Annotated in this window: 15 protein-coding genes; 10 read left to right on the forward strand and 5 right to left on the reverse strand. The window is 69.1% G+C overall.

The window, feature by feature from the left end; genetic code table 11:
• The first annotated feature begins 12 nt into the window (after positions 1-12).
• The 4 genes from NLI01S_RS22300 (at position 13) to NLI01S_RS22315 (ending at position 4,327) form a co-directional block, all read left to right on the forward strand.
• A complete protein-coding gene (locus NLI01S_RS22300) occupies positions 13-2,115 on the forward strand; it encodes an RNA degradosome polyphosphate kinase (RefSeq protein ID WP_084392808.1) in 2,103 nt (700 codons plus the stop codon).
• Complete coding sequence (locus NLI01S_RS22305) at positions 2,112-3,029, forward strand: NUDIX hydrolase (protein ID WP_067607955.1); 918 nt, start codon at positions 2,112-2,114, stop codon at positions 3,027-3,029. The genes NLI01S_RS22300 and NLI01S_RS22305 overlap by 4 nt, the downstream gene beginning before the upstream one ends.
• A 12-nt stretch (positions 3,030-3,041) precedes the next feature.
• Complete coding sequence (locus NLI01S_RS22310; protein WP_067607958.1) at positions 3,042-3,479, forward strand: SRPBCC family protein; 438 nt, start codon at positions 3,042-3,044, stop codon at positions 3,477-3,479.
• A 158-nt stretch (positions 3,480-3,637) separates the two neighbouring features.
• On the forward strand, positions 3,638-4,327 hold the full coding sequence (locus tag NLI01S_RS22315) for a M50 family metallopeptidase (protein ID WP_067607961.1): 690 nt from the start codon (positions 3,638-3,640) through the stop codon (positions 4,325-4,327).
• A gap of 13 nt (positions 4,328-4,340) precedes the next feature.
• On the opposite strand, the gene NLI01S_RS22320 is transcribed toward NLI01S_RS22315, so the two are convergent.
• On the reverse strand, positions 4,341-4,694 hold the full coding sequence (locus NLI01S_RS22320) for an STAS domain-containing protein (RefSeq protein ID WP_067607964.1): 354 nt from the start codon (positions 4,692-4,694) through the stop codon (positions 4,341-4,343).
• Between the two features lie 783 nt (positions 4,695-5,477).
• Here NLI01S_RS22320 and NLI01S_RS22325 point away from each other — a divergent pair.
• Positions 5,478-5,693, forward strand: coding sequence for a hypothetical protein (locus tag NLI01S_RS22325; protein ID WP_067607967.1), 216 nt, complete (start codon positions 5,478-5,480; stop codon positions 5,691-5,693).
• A 61-nt stretch (positions 5,694-5,754) separates the two neighbouring features.
• On the opposite strand, the gene NLI01S_RS22330 is transcribed toward NLI01S_RS22325, so the two are convergent.
• On the reverse strand, positions 5,755-6,849 hold the full coding sequence (locus NLI01S_RS22330) for a CaiB/BaiF CoA transferase family protein (RefSeq protein WP_067607970.1): 1,095 nt from the start codon (positions 6,847-6,849) through the stop codon (positions 5,755-5,757).
• Positions 6,850-7,009: 160 nt separating this feature from the next.
• On the opposite strand from NLI01S_RS22330, the gene NLI01S_RS22335 reads away from it, so the two are divergent.
• Both NLI01S_RS22335 and rsmA read left to right on the forward strand, forming a co-directional pair.
• On the forward strand, positions 7,010-7,414 hold the full coding sequence (locus NLI01S_RS22335) for a transglycosylase family protein (RefSeq protein ID WP_084392810.1): 405 nt from the start codon (positions 7,010-7,012) through the stop codon (positions 7,412-7,414).
• 33 nt (positions 7,415-7,447) lie between these two features.
• Positions 7,448-8,359 (forward strand): 16S rRNA (adenine(1518)-N(6)/adenine(1519)-N(6))-dimethyltransferase RsmA, encoded by a 912-nt coding sequence (rsmA, locus tag NLI01S_RS22340; RefSeq protein ID WP_067607978.1) that lies wholly within the window; start codon positions 7,448-7,450, stop codon positions 8,357-8,359.
• Here the strand turns inward: rsmA and NLI01S_RS22345 are convergent.
• On the reverse strand, positions 8,329-8,565 hold the full coding sequence (locus tag NLI01S_RS22345; RefSeq protein WP_067607981.1) for a hypothetical protein: 237 nt from the start codon (positions 8,563-8,565) through the stop codon (positions 8,329-8,331). The genes rsmA and NLI01S_RS22345 overlap by 31 nt on opposite strands.
• Entirely contained in the window at positions 8,546-9,925 is a 1,380-nt protein-coding gene (locus NLI01S_RS22350; protein WP_223809336.1) for a PspC domain-containing protein, read from the reverse strand. The genes NLI01S_RS22345 and NLI01S_RS22350 overlap by 20 nt, the downstream gene beginning before the upstream one ends.
• Before the next feature lie 203 nt (positions 9,926-10,128).
• On the opposite strand from NLI01S_RS22350, the gene NLI01S_RS22355 reads away from it, so the two are divergent.
• Together NLI01S_RS22355 and NLI01S_RS22360 are read left to right on the forward strand one after the other, a co-directional pair.
• The gene (locus tag NLI01S_RS22355) at positions 10,129-11,316 is read left to right on the forward strand and encodes an ATP-binding protein (protein ID WP_157091106.1); all 1,188 of its coding nucleotides are present in this window, start codon (positions 10,129-10,131) and stop codon (positions 11,314-11,316) included.
• A 30-nt stretch (positions 11,317-11,346) separates the two neighbouring features.
• Complete coding sequence (locus NLI01S_RS22360) at positions 11,347-12,018, forward strand: response regulator (RefSeq protein ID WP_067607988.1); 672 nt, start codon at positions 11,347-11,349, stop codon at positions 12,016-12,018.
• A 25-nt stretch (positions 12,019-12,043) separates the two neighbouring features.
• Here NLI01S_RS22360 and NLI01S_RS22365 read toward each other — a convergent pair whose 3' ends face one another.
• Positions 12,044-12,991 (reverse strand): nucleoside hydrolase, encoded by a 948-nt coding sequence (locus tag NLI01S_RS22365; protein WP_223809337.1) that lies wholly within the window; start codon positions 12,989-12,991, stop codon positions 12,044-12,046.
• A 126-nt stretch (positions 12,992-13,117) separates the two neighbouring features.
• Between NLI01S_RS22365 and pcrA the strand changes: the two genes are divergently transcribed.
• Positions 13,118-15,460 carry a DNA helicase PcrA gene (gene pcrA / locus NLI01S_RS22370; protein WP_067607995.1) on the forward strand — a complete coding sequence of 781 codons (2,343 nt, stop codon included), beginning with the start codon at positions 13,118-13,120 and terminating at the stop codon, positions 15,458-15,460.
• Positions 15,461-15,618 lie beyond the last annotated feature (158 nt).

Genomic DNA, 15,618 nt, shown 5'->3' on the forward strand with positions numbered 1-15,618 from the left:
AGTCTGCCACCTGTGAGCACGGAAACAGCGCCGACACCCGCGGAGACCGGCGACGCGGAACCGTTCCCCGACAGATTCATGGACCGTGAGGAAGGGTGGCTCCGCTTCAACCAGCGGGTCCTCGAACTCGCCGAGGACGAGGACGTCCCCCTGTTGGAACGGGCGCGGTTCCTCGCCATCTTCTCCAGCAACCTCGACGAGTTCTTCATGGTGCGCGTCGCCGGACTCAAACGACGCCTGGCCACCGGCCTCTCGGTGCCCTCCGCCAGCGGGCACCACCCCAGGGCCCTGCTGGAGCGGGTCTCCCTGTTCACACACGAACTCGTGTCACGACAGACCGCCTGCTTCAAGGAGAGCGTCGCCCCGGCCCTCGCACAGGAGGGCATCGGCATCGTCCGCTGGAACGAGCTGGCCACCGGCGAACGCGAGTACCTGCACGGATACTTCGACCGCTCCGTCTACCCTCTGGTGACGCCCTTCGCCGTCGACTCGGCGCACCCGTTCCCCTACATCTCCGGTCGCTCACTGAACCTCGCCGTCACCGTCCGGGACCCCGGCGACGACCGACGCATGTTCGCACGGGTCAAGGTGCCCGCCTCCCTGCCGCGCTTCATCGAACTCACCGAGCACGGGGGCGGCCGCTACGTCCCGGTCGAGGACATCATCGCCGCCCACCTGCCCCGGCTGTTCGAGGGCATGGAGGTGGTCGAACACCACGCCTTCCGTGTCACCCGCAACGCCGACCTGGAGGTCGACGAGGACGAGACCGACGACCTCGTCCAGTCCCTGGAGAACGAACTCCTGCGTCGCCGCTTCGGACCCCTCGTACGACTCGAGGTGGAGGAGAGCATCAGCGACGCGGTCCTGACCATCCTCACCAACGAGCTCGGTGCCGAGGACGAGGAGATCTACCGGGTGCCCGGCCCCCTCAACCTCTCCGGACTCTCCCAGATCGCGGACGCCGATCGTCCCGACCTGAGCCACCAACCGATGGTTCCGGTCGAACCGCGCGCGCTGACCTCCGGAGACCTGTTCGCCGCCGTCCTCGAACGCGAGATCCTCGTCCACCATCCCTACGAGTCCTTCGCCACCACCACCGAGCGCTTCCTCGCGCTGGCCGCGACCGACCCGAAGGTCGTGGCGATCAAACAGACCCTGTACCGCACCAGCGGAGACTCTCCCATCGTGGAGTCGCTCATCGAAGCGGCCCGCGAGGGCAAGGAGGTCGTGGTCCTGGTGGAGGTCAAGGCCCGCTTCGACGAGCAGAACAACATCCAGTGGGCCCGCAAGCTGGAGGAGGCGGGCTGCCACGTGGTCTATGGCGTGATCGGCCTCAAGACCCACTGCAAGCTCTCCATGGTCATCCGCCAGGACGACGAAGGCCTACTGCGCCGCTACTGCCACATCGGCACCGGCAACTACAACCCGAGCACCGCACGCGTGTACGAGGACCTGGGCCTGTTCAGCGCCGCGGCCGACGTGGGCGAGGACGTCAGCGACCTGTTCAACAGCCTCACCGGGTTCTCCCACGGGCAGCGCTACCGGAGGCTCATGGTGGCGCCGTCCGGGTTGCGCTCCGGTCTGCTCCGACACATCGACACCGAGATCGCCAACGCGGAGAAGGGCGAGCCCGCGCGCATCCGCATCAAGGTCAACTCGTTGGTGGACGAAGAGATCATCGACGCCCTCTACCGGGCCTCCCGATCGGGGGTCGACGTGGACCTGTGGGTGCGTGGCAGCTGTGTCCTGCGCCCCGGTGTGCCCGGGTTGTCGGAGAACATCCGGGTCCGCAGCGTCCTCGGCCGGTTCCTGGAACACTCCCGGGTGTTCGTCTTCGCCAACGGTCGGCGACCCCAGGTGTGGATCGGCAGCGCCGACCTGATGCCGCGCAACCTCGACCGTCGGGTGGAGGCGCTGGTGCGCGTCGCCGACCCCGAACAGTGTGGTCGCCTGGTCGCCCTGATGGACCTGGCGATGGCCGACAGCACCTCCACCTGGCACATGCGACCCGACGGGACGTGGGACCGTGCCACCCACGATGAGGAGGGCGGGCGACTCGGCGACCTCCAGGAGATCCTTCGCGGTGACCGTCACCTACGGGCGGTGGACGCGTGAACCCGGGCGGCTACCTGGAACCCATCCGGGCCGGCGGTGCCGTCCTGTGGCGCGAGGGCGGAAACGGCCTTGAGGTCGTACTCGTCCGCCGTCCGAACCACGGTGACCGGACCCTGCCCAAGGGCAAGCCGAAGAACGGTGAGCACCCCATCGGTGGGGCGGTCCGCGAGGTCGAGGAGGAGACCGGTCTGGTCCCCGTGCTCGGCCGTCGGCTGCCGACGCGACGCTACCTCAAGGACGGTTGGCCAAAACGGGTGGAGTGGTGGGCGGCGACCCCCCGAAACCCGGGTGGGGAGATCGACTACGAACCCAACGACGAGATCGAGTGCGTCGAGTGGGTGCCGGTGGAGCGGGCCGGAGAGCGACTCACCTACGCACACGACGCCAAGGTCATCGACGACTTTCGGGCCGGTCCCGCCCGGACCTTCCCCATCGTCCTGTTGCGGCACCTGTCCGCGGGGGACAAACGCTCCTGGGACGGCGACGACCTGCTGCGCCCACTCGACGAGACGGGGCGTGCCGACGCCCTGGCGCTGCCCAGGGTGCTCGGCGCCTACGGGAACCTGCGCGCGGTGTCGTCGTCGGCGGCGCGGTGCGCCGAGTCGCTGCTGCCGTACACGGTCGAGTGTGACACGGGGATGCGCACCGAACCCGCCTTCACGGTGGGTCGGGGCGGCCGGGGTCACGAGGTGGCGCGGGCCCGGGAGGCGTTCACGCGACTCCTCGACGATGGGCTCCCCACAGTGGTGTGCACCCATGGGGAGTTGGTCCCGGAGCTGTTGACCGAGGCGCTCACCCGGTTCGACGCGCCATCTCCCCAGCGTAGGGGGCTGCGCAAGGGGTCGTTCTGGGTGCTGCACGTGTCCGTCGACGGTGCCCTGGCCGCGGTGGAGCGTCACCATGTGCGGGAGTGACATGATGCGTGCATGGCTGAACACATGGTGGCGCGGAGCGTCGTGGTCGATGCTCCGGTCAAGAGGATCTTCGATCTGCTCGCCGACCCCGCTCGGCATCCCGAACTCGACGGGTCCGGCACGGTGCGCGGGGCGGTCTTCGGGCCGGACCGGCTGGAGTCGGACTCGGAGTTCGGCATGGACATGCGGATGATGGGGTTGCCCTACCGGATGACCAATCGGGTGGTGGAGTTCGAGGAGGATCGGCTCATCGCCTGGAAGCACGTGGGATCGCACCGCTGGCGCTATGAGCTGGAGGAGGTGGACCTGGGACGGACCCTCGTCACGGAGACCTTCGACTACACGCGGGGACAGACGCTCTTCTACGTCCTGTCCGGGGCCCCGGCCCGCAACGCCCGTGGGATCGAGGAGACCCTGGTCCGTCTCAAACGGGTCGCCGAGCAGGCCTGAGGAGCACGTCCCCGGTGGTCGACGAAATGACCTAAAGTTCGGCAAGGGCCCGCGAATCCCCTCGCCCCCCGGCCACCGAGGCGTCGGCAAGCGCGGGTTCGTTGACGACGGTCGATGTGGAAATCGGGAGACCAGTGGGTGCAACGAGCTTCGGTGACGTGTGGCAGGACGTGTTGTCCGTCCAGCCCGACCCGGAACAGTGGATCATCGCCCTGGCGGCCGCCATCGCCCTGGCGGCCGTATTGCTCGGTCCGCCATGGCGGGTGGCGCGCAACGTCGTCACCATCGCGCACGAGGGCGGACACGCGATCGTGGCGCTGATCAGCGGCCGACAGCTGACCGGGATCCGCCTGCACTCCGACACCTCCGGGGTGACGGTCTCCCGAGGCAAACCCACCGGCATCGGGATGATCCTCACGGTGTTCGCCGGCTACGTCGCGCCCACCGTCATCGGTCTCCTCGGCATCCTCATGCTGATGTCGGGCCGTATCACCGCGCTGCTGTGGCTGAGCATCGTCGTGCTCGCCGCCATGTTGCTGATGATCCGCAACCTCTACGGCGTGATCTCCATCGTGGTGACCGGCGCCGTGGTCTTCGGCATCAGCTGGTTCACCCCGCACGAGGTCCAGGCGGCCTTCGCCTACCTGTTCATCTGGTTCCTGCTCTTCGCGGGTGTGCGTCCCGTCATCGAGCTACAGGGCCAGCGAATGCGCCAGCCCTCCCCGCACTCGGACGCCGACCAGCTCGCCCGGCTCACGGGCCTGCCGGGCACCCTGTGGGTGATGGTGTTCCTGCTCGTGAACATCGCCGTCACCGCCCTGGGCGTGTGGATGCTCCTGTTCCGGTGAAAGGGCGCTTCCGTCAGGCGGTCTGCGGCGCGGCGAGCGCCTGTGAGACCGAGTCGAACACCGGGATGCGGGTGTCCAGGGACGTGATGCGCAGGGTCTGTAGGACCCGTGGCGGAGCGGCGGCGATCACCAGCAACGCCCGCTGTTCCTTGGCGAACTTGTGCGAGCGGATCAGGACGCGCAGGCCACTGGAGTCGATGAAACGCAGGTCGGTGCAGTCCAGTACGACGCGGCCGAACGGCTGCGTGGTCAGGGCCCCCGTGGCGGCGTCCTGGAAGCGGGCCTCGGTGGCCATGTCGATCTCCCCGTCCAAGGCCAGGACGAGTCCGGACTCGTGGAGGGTGGAAACGATGGTCAGGTCGGGCATTGCGACTCCGGCGTACTCGGGCCCAGCCCGATGGGTCGGCGAGGCGGACCACAAGCCGTCCCACCCGGGACGTGTGGCGACCGGTGCGTTGGTTGCTTTACCGCGTGAGCCAAACTGATGGTTCATCAAGTTCCTTGCGTGATACCCCGGACCGGATGCCGGGGGAGGAAACGCCTTTCTCGCCAGGTTTGCTCGGAAAAGCACGGCACTCCTGGAACGCCCGGGCCGGGCCCGAAAGTTCCTGAAGCGATGCTTGTCATCGATGACGACGAATGATCAAGGGCTGTGAGGATCGGTGTTCGACGGACCCGGGTTCGACGGGGTACGTCATGGGCCGAGATCGATACGGCCCTTTGGTCTGAAACCCACCGGTGTCGACGGTCATTCCCCGGTGTACCGCGTCGGGGTCGACGGCCGGCCCGGAGCCTGGCGTGGGCCCCACTCCCCGGGGCCGCGGTGCCTGCTGGGATCTCGGTTCACCGGGGTCGTTACAGCCACGGACCTTACCACAGGGTCGTGGCCTATTCGTGACGTGAGTGACGCATGCCCGTGCCTGTGTGGTTTGCCTTTGCTGGTGCCGATGGTGTAGGGGATGCGTCCTGATTCCGTTGTCGGGGTGCCCACACGCAGGCCGAAGGGGACGATGAACCGCGACGGTCAGTGCCGGTGTCGGAATCGACACCCCCGAATCGTTGGCCGGTTGAGGACAGCGAAAAGGAACACCAGGGCCCCGCATCCCCGTCCAGCACCTGTTCGGCGAAAGCGCCGAAGTGACTGCGCTCCGTGGTCGGACGCAGATGGTCCACCCGGGCCGACAGGGTGATCACCATCACCGCCCTCACCTCCGCCGCCGCGAGTCGCGTCACGGTGACGCGCATCTCCGCGATGATCATCGAGGTCACCGCCAGGCCCGGGATCCGCGCGACCACCCGCCGGAGTCGGTGCCATGGCGGCCCCCTGACCGCGCGTTCGCCCTGCCGGTCGCTCCCACCCTGGTGATCGGGGGGAGCGGGTGGAGGGAAGCGGCGGTTCCGGAACCCTCGGGTCGCTCCCGTGGGGATCAGTCCTGGACGCCCCATCGCTTCAGGGTCTCCTCGGTCTCCGGGAGCGGCCTGCCGCGGGTGACCTCGCCGGGCGTGCGATCGAAACGGGGCGCGGGGCCGGCGATGACCCGGTCGCCCTGGCGGGTGAGTGCCCCACGGGCCCGCACGTGCGGGTGGTCGGGGGCCTCCGCCAGGGACAGGATCGGCATGACACAGGCGTCGGTGCCCTCGAACACCGCACCCCATTCGTCCCGGGTGCGGGTGCGCAACACCTCGGCGAATCGTGCCCGCAACAGCGGCCACTTTCCGGTGTCCCACTGGTCGGGGAGGTCCTCGCCCGCCAAACCGGTCCCCTCGAGGAACGCGGCGTAGAACTGTGGTTCGATGCAGCCCACGGAAACGTGGCGGCCGTCGGCGCACTCGTAGACGTCGTACCAGGGCGCCCCCGTGTCGAGGTAGTTGGTTCCGCGCTCGTCGCTCCAGAAGCCGCGTGCACGGTCCTCGTGCAGCATCGACATGAGCAGGGCGCTGCCGTCCACCATCGCCGCGTCGACCACCTGACCGCGTCCGGAGGTCTGCCGTTCCACCAGCGCGGCGAGGATCCCGGTGACGGTGAACATGGTGCCGCCGGCGAAGTCGCCCAGGAGGTTGACCGGGGGGACCGGTGGGCCACCGGCGCGGCCGAGGGAGTGCAGGGCGCCGTTCACGGAGATGTAGTTCATGTCGTGCCCGGCGGTGTGGGCCAGCGGGCCCTCCTGGCCCCATCCGGTGACGCGCGCGTACACCAGGCGCGGGTTCAGTTCGAGGCAGTCGTCGGGGCTCAGCCCGCGACGTTCCATCACTCCGGGACGGAACCCCTCCAGGAGCACGTCGGCCCGGGAGATCAGGTCGCGGGCGAGTTTCAGGCCCTCCTCGGACTTGAGGTCGGCGCCGACCACGGTCCGGCCCTCGCTCAGGTGCGGGCCGGGGGCGCCAGAGCGAAGGGCCTCGGTGGTCTGGGGGCGATCGACCCGGATGACGTCGGCTCCCAGGTCGGCGAGGAGCATGCCCGTCATCGGAGCCGGTCCGATACCGGTGAACTCGACGACGCGGATTCCGTTGAGAGGTCCCATGGGTGCCTTTCGGACGCGAGCGGTACTAGAACGACGTTCGGTTCATTGTGCAGGTCGGGCCCCTCCAGCGCCAGTCCCTATTTTCGTTCGGTAACAAATCCTTTACTCAGCGTGGTATTGGTGTGACCCTGCCCCACCTCGAAAGAAGGGTGGTGCACCCATGCCCGGCGGACGCAGCGCCAAGGGACGAAGGCGCGCACCACTCCCCGTCCCCCGCCTCGTCGTGGTCGCGGTCGTCACCGAACCCGTGGAGGGTCCGGTGAAGGTCGGCATCAAGGTGGAGGAGGACCCCACCCCCGACGCGAGCGGCGCCGCGGCCGGCTTCGACCGGCCCGGGCTCGCCCAGTGCGAGTCGGGCGGCGACCCCACGGCGGTCGACTCCGCGGGCGGTTACCACGGTCTCTACCAATTCAGCGTCACCACCTGGGAGTCGATCGGCGGCAGCGGTCTGCCCTCGGAGGCGAGCCCGGGCGAGCAGACCAGTCGGGCCCGGGCGCTCTACGAAACCGTCGACGGGAACTGGCGGAGCCAATGGCCACAGTGCGGGACACACCTCTTCGACTGAAGGGACGAGCGGGTGGGCGGTGGCCGGCAAGATGTGGGGGTGACACAGACACCCGCACCCGACCCCGCCGAGCACTCCCGCCTGCTCACCCCCGCCGACGTACGTGAGCTCGCCGAGCGATTCGGCATCCGGCCCACCAAGACCCTGGGCCAGAACTTCGTCATCGACCACGGCACCGTCCGCCGCATCGTCCGCGTGGCGGGCGTCGGCGCCGACGACGTGGTCGTCGAGGTGGGGCCGGGACTCGGATCCCTCACCCTCGCCCTCCTGCCGCACGTGCGACAGGTCACCGCGATCGAGATCGACCCGGCGCTCGCCGAGGCCCTGCCCGGCACCGTCGCCGCCCACGCGCCCGATCTCGCCGCCCGGCTCACCGTCGTTCCCGATGACGCCATGCGCATCACCGAACTCCCCGGGCCGGAACCCACCGCGTTGGTCGCCAACCTGCCCTACAACGTGTCGGTCCCGGTACTGCTGCACCTGCTCGAACTGCTGCCGTCCCTGCGGCGGGTGCTGGTCATGGTGCAGTCCGAGGTCGCCGACCGGATCACCGCGACCCCCGGCGGTCGTATCTACGGAGTGCCCTCCGCGAAGGTCGCCTGGTACGCCGCGGCCAAACGAGCCGGCGCGGTGGGTCGCAACGTGTTCTGGCCCGCGCCCAAGGTCGACTCCGGGCTGGTGGAACTCGTGCGCCGCCCCGCCCCCACCACCAAGGCGCGTCGCGCGGAGGTCTTCGCGGTGATCGACGCCGCCTTCGCGCAGCGCCGCAAGACCCTACGGGCGGCCCTGGCCGGCTGGGCCGGGTCCGCGCCCGCCGCCGAGGTGGCCCTGCGCGCCGCCGGCATCGACCCGAGGACGCGAGGCGAGTCCTTGGGGATCGAGGAGTTCGCGGCCATCGCGGAGCACCGACCGGCTCAGTCCTCGGAGGCCTTGGCCGGGTCCTGAGCCTCCGGAGTCCCCGACGGGTCCGGGCGCGAACGCAGCAGTGCCCGGGCCACCCCGGCCAGCCCCAGGCCCGCGAACAGTACCGGGAGCAGCCACAGGGCGTTGAAGTCCCAGGACCCGCTGCCCTGCACGACGAACACGACCGCCAGGCCGAGGAAGAGCACCCCGGCGACCAGCGAGCCGCCGTCAATCCCGCGCTTGGTCATAGCGAACCTCCAGTACTCCGACCCTGGTGTCGGTCTCCACGTTCACCACGGGTACCTCCGCGACCTCGGATCGCGGTAGTGGTCCGACCGGCTCGAACGACTCCTCGTACGTGAGGTCGTACCCGTGTCGGTCGTCGTCTCCCTCCTCCGGGGTGTGCACGGCCCCGAACGTCACGTGTCCCTCCAGTTCGACCCGCATGCCGTCGGGTATCAGCACGACCAACCTCCCCTGGTCGACACGGGCCGTGACGTCCACGCTCTGGCCGGGCTCCAACCTTCCGTCGAGACCGGAGAGGTCGAGCGTTCCCTCGCCCAGACTCAACCGCGGGTCCCAGGACTCGGCCTCGGCGGCCGACTCGGGCCGCCACACCTCCCCGCCGGCCCGCCACTCGGTGACGTCGGTCATGGTGACGGTGAGCGTGCACAACACCGCCAGGGATCCGAGGAACCCCAACCCGCGTGGGTTGCCCGCGAAGGCGCCGATCAGCGCGAACAGACCGATCACCGCGGTGGCCGCGGCCATGAAGTAGATCCCGAGGTCCGGGCCGAACAACAGACCGACGCCGCCCATCTCGGAGTACGGCGACCCCAGGCTCGGTGCGACGACCACCCACACGACCGCCATGATCACCACGGTCCACAACGCGAACGAGGCCAACGGCGATGAACGGGGCCCGCGCCGGCCCCGGCACCCCCGGGCTCCGTCGTCGAACCCACCCTCGGAGTCTTCGTCCTCGTCGTCCCCGTCGGTGTCCTCACCGTCGCGGGAGGTGCGCTCCGAGACCACCGCCAGGTCCACCGGGCCGTTCGGGGCCGATGCCCACGGCTGCGCCGGGTTGTAGTAGGCGGCGCTGGGCTGTGGCGCCGGTCCGGTCGGTGGCGGTTCCCGCTCGGCCAGGTCCGCGCGCAGCCCCGAGAACGAGGCCCGCAGGTCGACCCCCCGACTCCGGGCGGTCAACAACCCCAGCACCAGAGGGATCGCCAGGATCATCGTGCCCCAGCCGAACCCTCCCACCAGGCTCATCGCGGTCACCGCCATCAACCCCACGGCCAACAACTTGGGGACCGCACGCGAGGGGAAGGCCCGATCCAGCATCTGCTCGAAGGTGGCCGGACCCCCTTGCGGATCGCGCATCAGCACCCACGCCGCGACGTACAGGAACAACCCCGTACCACCGGCGAAAAGGGTCAGGACGAACCCCGTCCGCCACAACACCGGGTCGATCCCCGTGTACGCGCCGAGCCCGGCGCACACCCCGGCGATCACCCGATGGTCGTCGTTGCGGCGCAGCTCCGGCCCCGGCTCCGGCGGAACCTCCGCGGCAGCCGGCGTGTCAGAGGACCGACCGTCCGTCATCATCGCTCACCGCACCTTCCCATGGAACCATCGTCGCCTCTGACCCGTCCAAGAGGGAATCCGGGACGACCCTGATCCCACCCTGACCAGAGCACCCCACGGTCCCCGGGTGCGTCCCCGATGTCGGCGCGCCGCGCACAAGGCATCCTGGAGGAGTACGCAGGGGATCGGACGAAAGCGGTGATCGGGCGGTGGCAACGACGGTCGTGGGAACCCCGCGGCTCACCCGCGCCGTCGAGGGACGGCTCCTCGGTGGAGTCGCCGTCGGCGTGGCCCGACACCTGGGCATCGATCCCGTCGTGGTCCGGCTCGCCTTCATGGCGCTGGGCGTCGGCGGCATCGGCATCGCCGTGTACGCGGCCCTCTACTTCATCCTCCCCGAAGCGGAGGTCGAGGAGGGCGCCGAACCGGCCGCCGACAACCGTCGCAAGGGTCGCGACATCTCGCAGATCGTCGCCTACGTCGGCCTGGCCGCCGCCCTCGGGATGCTCTTCCTCGTCTTCGGCGGCGTCTTCGACCCACTGCTGTGGTTCATCGTCTTCGGCGCGCTCGGCGCCACCATCCTGTGGCAGCAGGCCAACCCCGCTCAACGCGACGAGTGGATGACCAGCACCGTCAGGCGCGCCGGCCCCAAGGGCCTCATGCGCACCGGCGCCGGTGTCCTGCTCATCGTCATCGGCGTCATCGGCTTCATGGCGTTCCAACAACAACTCCAGGACGCCCGCGCCGGACTCAGCTTCGCGTTCACGCTCCTCGCGGGCATCACCCTGGTCGCCGCGCCCTGGATCATCGGTCTGGTCCGCGAACGCGACGCCGAACGCCGTGAACGCGTCCGCAACGCCGAACGCGCCGAACTCGCCGCCCACATCCACGACTCCGTCCTGCACACCCTCACCCTGATCCAGCGTCGCGCGGAGGATCCCCGAGAGGTCCAACGCCTGGCCCGCGTGCAGGAACGCGCCCTGCGCAGCTGGCTCTACCAGCGTCCCGCCGACGCCGAGACCACCGTCTCGCCCGCCCTCGAACGCGTGGCCGCCGAGGTCGAGGAGGAGCACGGAGTGCCCCTCGAAGTGGTGTGCGTGGGCGACTGCGCCATGGACGACGGACTCTCCGCACTCCTGCGCGCCGCCCGCGAGGCCATGGTCAACGCCTCCAAGTACGCCGGCAGCGACGACATCTCCGTATTCGGCGAGGTCGAGGAGAAGGAGGTCCTGGTGTTCGTCCGCGACCGCGGGGCCGGCTTCGACCTCGACGCCATCCCCGAGGACCGCATGGGCGTGCGCGGCTCCATCCTCGGCCGCATGGAACGCCACGGCGGCTCCGCGCGCATCCGCACCGAACCGGGCGAGGGCACCGAGGTCCAACTCCGGATGCCCCGCATCCTCGACCTGTGAGCGACTTCCGGGCGGGGTAGGGTTCTGGGTGTGGGAGAAGAGAGCACGACCTTCAGCGACGGAGACGCGATCCCCCGTGTCGTGATCGTGGACGACCACCGGCTGTTCCGCAGCGGTGTGCGCGGCGAACTCGGCGACACGGTCGAGGTCATCGGAGAGGCCGGTGATGTCGACAGCGCCGTGCACGTCATCGGAGAGACCAAGCCCGACCTGGTCCTCCTCGACGTGCACCTGCCGGGTGGTGGGGGAGTGGAGGTGCTCCGGCGCGTCCTCGCCAAACACCCCCAGATCAGGTTCCTCGCCCTGTCGGTCTCCGACGCGGCCGAGGACGTCATCGGAGTGGTCCGCGGCGGCGCGCGCGGCTACGTCACCAAGACCATCTCCGGCAAGGACCTGTCCAACGCCATCGTCCGGGTCGCCGACGGAGACGCCGTGTTCTCACCGCGCCTGGCCGGTTTCGTGCTGGACGCCTTCTCCGCCACCGACGCGCCCCCGGTCGACCCCGAGCTGGACCGCCTCACCCAGCGCGAACGCGAGGTCCTGCGGCACATCGCCCGCGGCTACGCGTACAAGGAGGTCGCCAAGGAGCTCTTCATCTCCGTCAAGACGGTGGAGACCCACGTGTCCTCGGTGCTGCGCAAGCTCCAGTTGTCCAACCGGCACGAACTGAGCCGTTGGGCGACCGCCCGCCGCCTGGTCTGACCGACCCGCGGCGGGCGAGACCCGATCAGCGCAGCGAGTCCAACATCCGGTCCAGGAACTCGTCACCGGAGACCGACGTGATCACGCGGGTGACGCGACGCTCGTCCCGGCCCGGACGCGGACGCCGGTCGGCCACGGTCATGCCACGGGTCAGCGAACCGGTCAGCTCCACCCGGATCGGCGCCTCGAACGCCTCGGTGACCAGGTGTGGATCGGCCAGCACGGCGGCGGCCAAGGGATCGTGCATGGCGCACTGGCGCACCCCGAAGACGCCCTTGTAGAAGTCGGCGTAGAAGTCCAGGAACGCCGAGGTGCGCTCCGCCCGCTCTCCGGGAACCTCCTTGAGCCGGTCCAACCAGTCGGAGGTCGCCACCGTCTTCATGGTGATGTCCAGCGCCACCAGGTCCAGGTCGAACCCGGCGGCGAAGACCACCTCGGCCGCCTCGGGGTCGTTCACGATGTTCGCCTCCGCGTGCGAACCCACGTTCCCCGGCACCTCGACGGCGCCGCCCATCACCACGAGCCGGCGCACCAGCTCGGGCAACCTCGGCTCCAGGCCGACCGCGATCGCCACGTTGGTGAGCGGACCCACGGCCAGCACGTCCAGCTCGCCCGGGTTCTCCCTGGCCAGCCGGACCAGCAACTCGGCGGCGGACTCCGCCACCGCCTCACGCTCGGGTTCGGGCAGTTCGACGTCCCCCAGCCCGTTGTCGCCGTGGACGTGTTCGGCCAGTCGCGGCTCCTGCACCAACGGACGTCCGGCGCCCACCGCCACCGGTACGTCGGGGCGGCCGTACAGCGCCAACAGTCGCAGCGCGTTGCGCGCGGTCACCGTCACGGTGTTGTTGCCGAACACGGCGCCGACACCGAGGATCTCCACCTCAGGCCGCGCCGCCAGGTACGCGAGCGCGACGGCGTCGTCGATCCCCGGGTCGCAGTCGACGAACACACGCGTGGTCTTCCGGTCAGCCAAGACCGATCTCCCCCCGAAACAGACATGGGCCGGGTGGGAAGAATACGCACCCGGTGTGAAACCAGACTAGGGCGCGTTCGATGGGGGTGGACCCGACCGTCACCGGTCGGTCGTAACCTGGAGAGCGTGTCCTCCCAAGAGCAGCTTCTCGAAGGTCTGAACGGTCCCCAGCGCGACGCCGTGACGCACTCCGGCTCTCCGCTCCTGATCGTCGCGGGCGCGGGATCGGGCAAGACCCGCGTCCTCACCCACCGCATCGCCCATCTCATGGCCGAACGCGGGGTGCGCCCGGGGGAGATCCTCGCGATCACCTTCACCAACAAGGCCGCCGCCGAGATGAAGGAACGCATCGAGGCGCTCCTCGGTACCCGCGCGGCCAACACCATGTGGACGATGACCTTCCACTCGGCGTGCGTGCGCATCCTGCGTCGGGAGGCGCACCGACTCGGCTACCCGAGCAGCTTCACCATCTACGACGCGTCGGACGCCGCCAGGCTCATGCAGTTGGTCTGCAAGGAGATGGACCTGGACCCCAAGCGGTTCCCGCCCAAGTCCTTCAGCTTCCAGGTGTCCAACCTCAAGAACGAGCTCATCGACTACGACACCTTCGCGGAGCAGGCCCAGAACGAGCAGGAGAAGAAGCTCGCCGAGGCCTACCGGCTGTATCAGCGCCGTCTCCACGAGGCCGGCGCCATGGACTTCGACGACCTGATCATGGTCACCGTCAACCTGTTCCAGATGTATCCGGACGTCGCCGAGTACTACCGGCGTCGCTTCCGGCACGTCATGGTCGACGAGTACCAGGACACCAACCACGCCCAGTACGTGTTCGTGCGCGAACTCGTGGGCGCGGCCGAGGACTCCGACACGACCGTGGTCCCGCCCGCCGAACTGTGCGTGGTGGGCGACGCCGACCAGTCCATCTACGCCTTCCGCGGCGCGACCATCCGCAACATCCTCGAATTCGAACGCGACTTCCCGAACGCGCGCACCATCCTGCTGGAGCAGAACTACCGCTCCACCCAGAACATCCTGTCCGCCGCCAACACGGTCATCGACCGCAACGAGGGCAGGCCCGCCAAGAACCTGTGGTCCGAACAGGGCGAGGGGCCCCGGATCATCGGCTACGTCGCGGACAACGAACACGACGAGGCGGCGTTCGTGGTCGGGGAGATCGACAAACTCACCGACGAGGGCATCGTCAAGCCGAGCCAGGTCGCGGTGTTCTACCGGACCAACGCCCAGTCCCGCGTGTTCGAGGACGTGTTCATCCGGACCGGTCTGCCGTACAAGATCGTCGGCGGGGTGCGCTTCTACGAGCGCAAGGAGATCCGGGACATCCTGGCCTACCTTCGGGTGCTGGCCAACCCCGAGGACACCGTCAGCCTGCGCCGCATCCTCAACGTGCCCAAGCGCGGTATCGGTGCCCGCGCCGAGGAGTCCATCGAGCTGTTCGCCGCGCGTGAGCGGATCACCTTCTCCCAGGCGCTGCGCCGGGTCGGGGAGGCACCGGGTATCGCCACCCGTTCGGCCAACGCCATCCGCAACTTCACCGCACTGCTCGACGAACTCGCCGCCGGGGTGCCGGGCAGCGCTCCCGCCGAGATCGTCGAGATGGTGCTGGGCAAGACCGGATACCTGTCCGAACTCACCGAGTCCAAGGACATCCAGGACGAGAGCCGGGTGGAGAACCTGGAGGAGTTCGTCGACGTCGCGCGCGAGTTCGAGAACACCTTCGCCGCGCTCATCGAGGACGAGGCGCTGTTGGAAGGTGAGGAGAACCAGGGCATCGACCCGGGAGAACCAACCCTCGTGGACTTCCTCGAACGCGTCGCCCTGGTCGCCGACACCGACCAGATCCCGGACGAGGACGATGAGGGCGGCGTGGTCACCCTGATGACCCTGCACGCCGCCAAGGGACTGGAGTTCCCCGCGGTCTTCCTCAGCGGCATGGAGGACGGCGTCTTCCCGCACACCCGCACGTTGGGTGACAAGACCCAGCTGGAGGAGGAACGCCGGTTGGCGTACGTGGGCATCACCCGCGCACAGGAACGGTTGTACGTGAGCCGGGCCGCGGTGCGCAGCGCCTGGGGAACGCCCTCCTACAACCCGGCCTCCCGATTCATCGACGAGATCCCCGTGGACCTCGTCGATTGGAAGCGGGCCGAGTCCACCCTGGCAGCGCCGCCCAGTCGCAGCATCGGCGGTGGTCGCGGCGGGGGTTCGGGTGGAAGCGGTTTCGGCGGGGGCGGCGGCTTCGGAGGCACCTTCGGTGGTGGCCGGAAGAAGGTCGCCAAGGAGGCGCCCACGCTCAGCGTCGGAGACCTCGTCAACCACGACTCCTTCGGGATGGGCCGCGTCCAACTCGTCGACGGGGCGGGTGACAAGACCAAGGCCCGCATCGACTTCGGCGCCGACATCGGGGAGAAGGACTTCCTCGTCAAGTACGCCCCGATCGAGAAGCTGTGAGGGGTGGCCGTACGGGGCGGGCCCCTTCCACCCGGGGTGTGTAAGCCAGGACACCGACGAGGTTTCCCGAATCCGTCACGAGCACTCACACCCAGGGGTACAGTTGGTGAAGACCGAGCGAAACGAACGCGGAAATCTCCGCGGGCGGGCCGGTCTCA

This window comes from Nocardiopsis listeri NBRC 13360 (assembly GCF_001570765.1).
GTDB lineage: Bacteria > Actinomycetota > Actinomycetes > Streptosporangiales > Streptosporangiaceae > Nocardiopsis > Nocardiopsis listeri.

Bases quoted from the DNA above. Each gene is read 5' to 3' on its own strand.
- NLI01S_RS22345 (WP_067607981.1), bottom strand. From the start codon at position 8,565: ATGACCAAGCGCGGGATTGACGGCGGCTCGCTGGTCGCCGGGGTGCTC.
- NLI01S_RS22330 (WP_067607970.1), bottom strand. From the start codon at position 6,849: ATGGGACCTCTCAACGGAATCCGCGTCGTCGAGTTCACCGGTATCGGA.
- NLI01S_RS22320 (WP_067607964.1), bottom strand. From the start codon at position 4,694: ATGCCCGACCTGACCATCGTTTCCACCCTCCACGAGTCCGGACTCGTC.
- NLI01S_RS22335 (WP_084392810.1), top strand. From the start codon at position 7,010: ATGCCCGGCGGACGCAGCGCCAAGGGACGAAGGCGCGCACCACTCCCC.
- NLI01S_RS22350 (WP_223809336.1), bottom strand. From the start codon at position 9,925: ATGATGACGGACGGTCGGTCCTCTGACACGCCGGCTGCCGCGGAGGTT.
- NLI01S_RS22310 (WP_067607958.1), top strand. From the start codon at position 3,042: ATGGCTGAACACATGGTGGCGCGGAGCGTCGTGGTCGATGCTCCGGTC.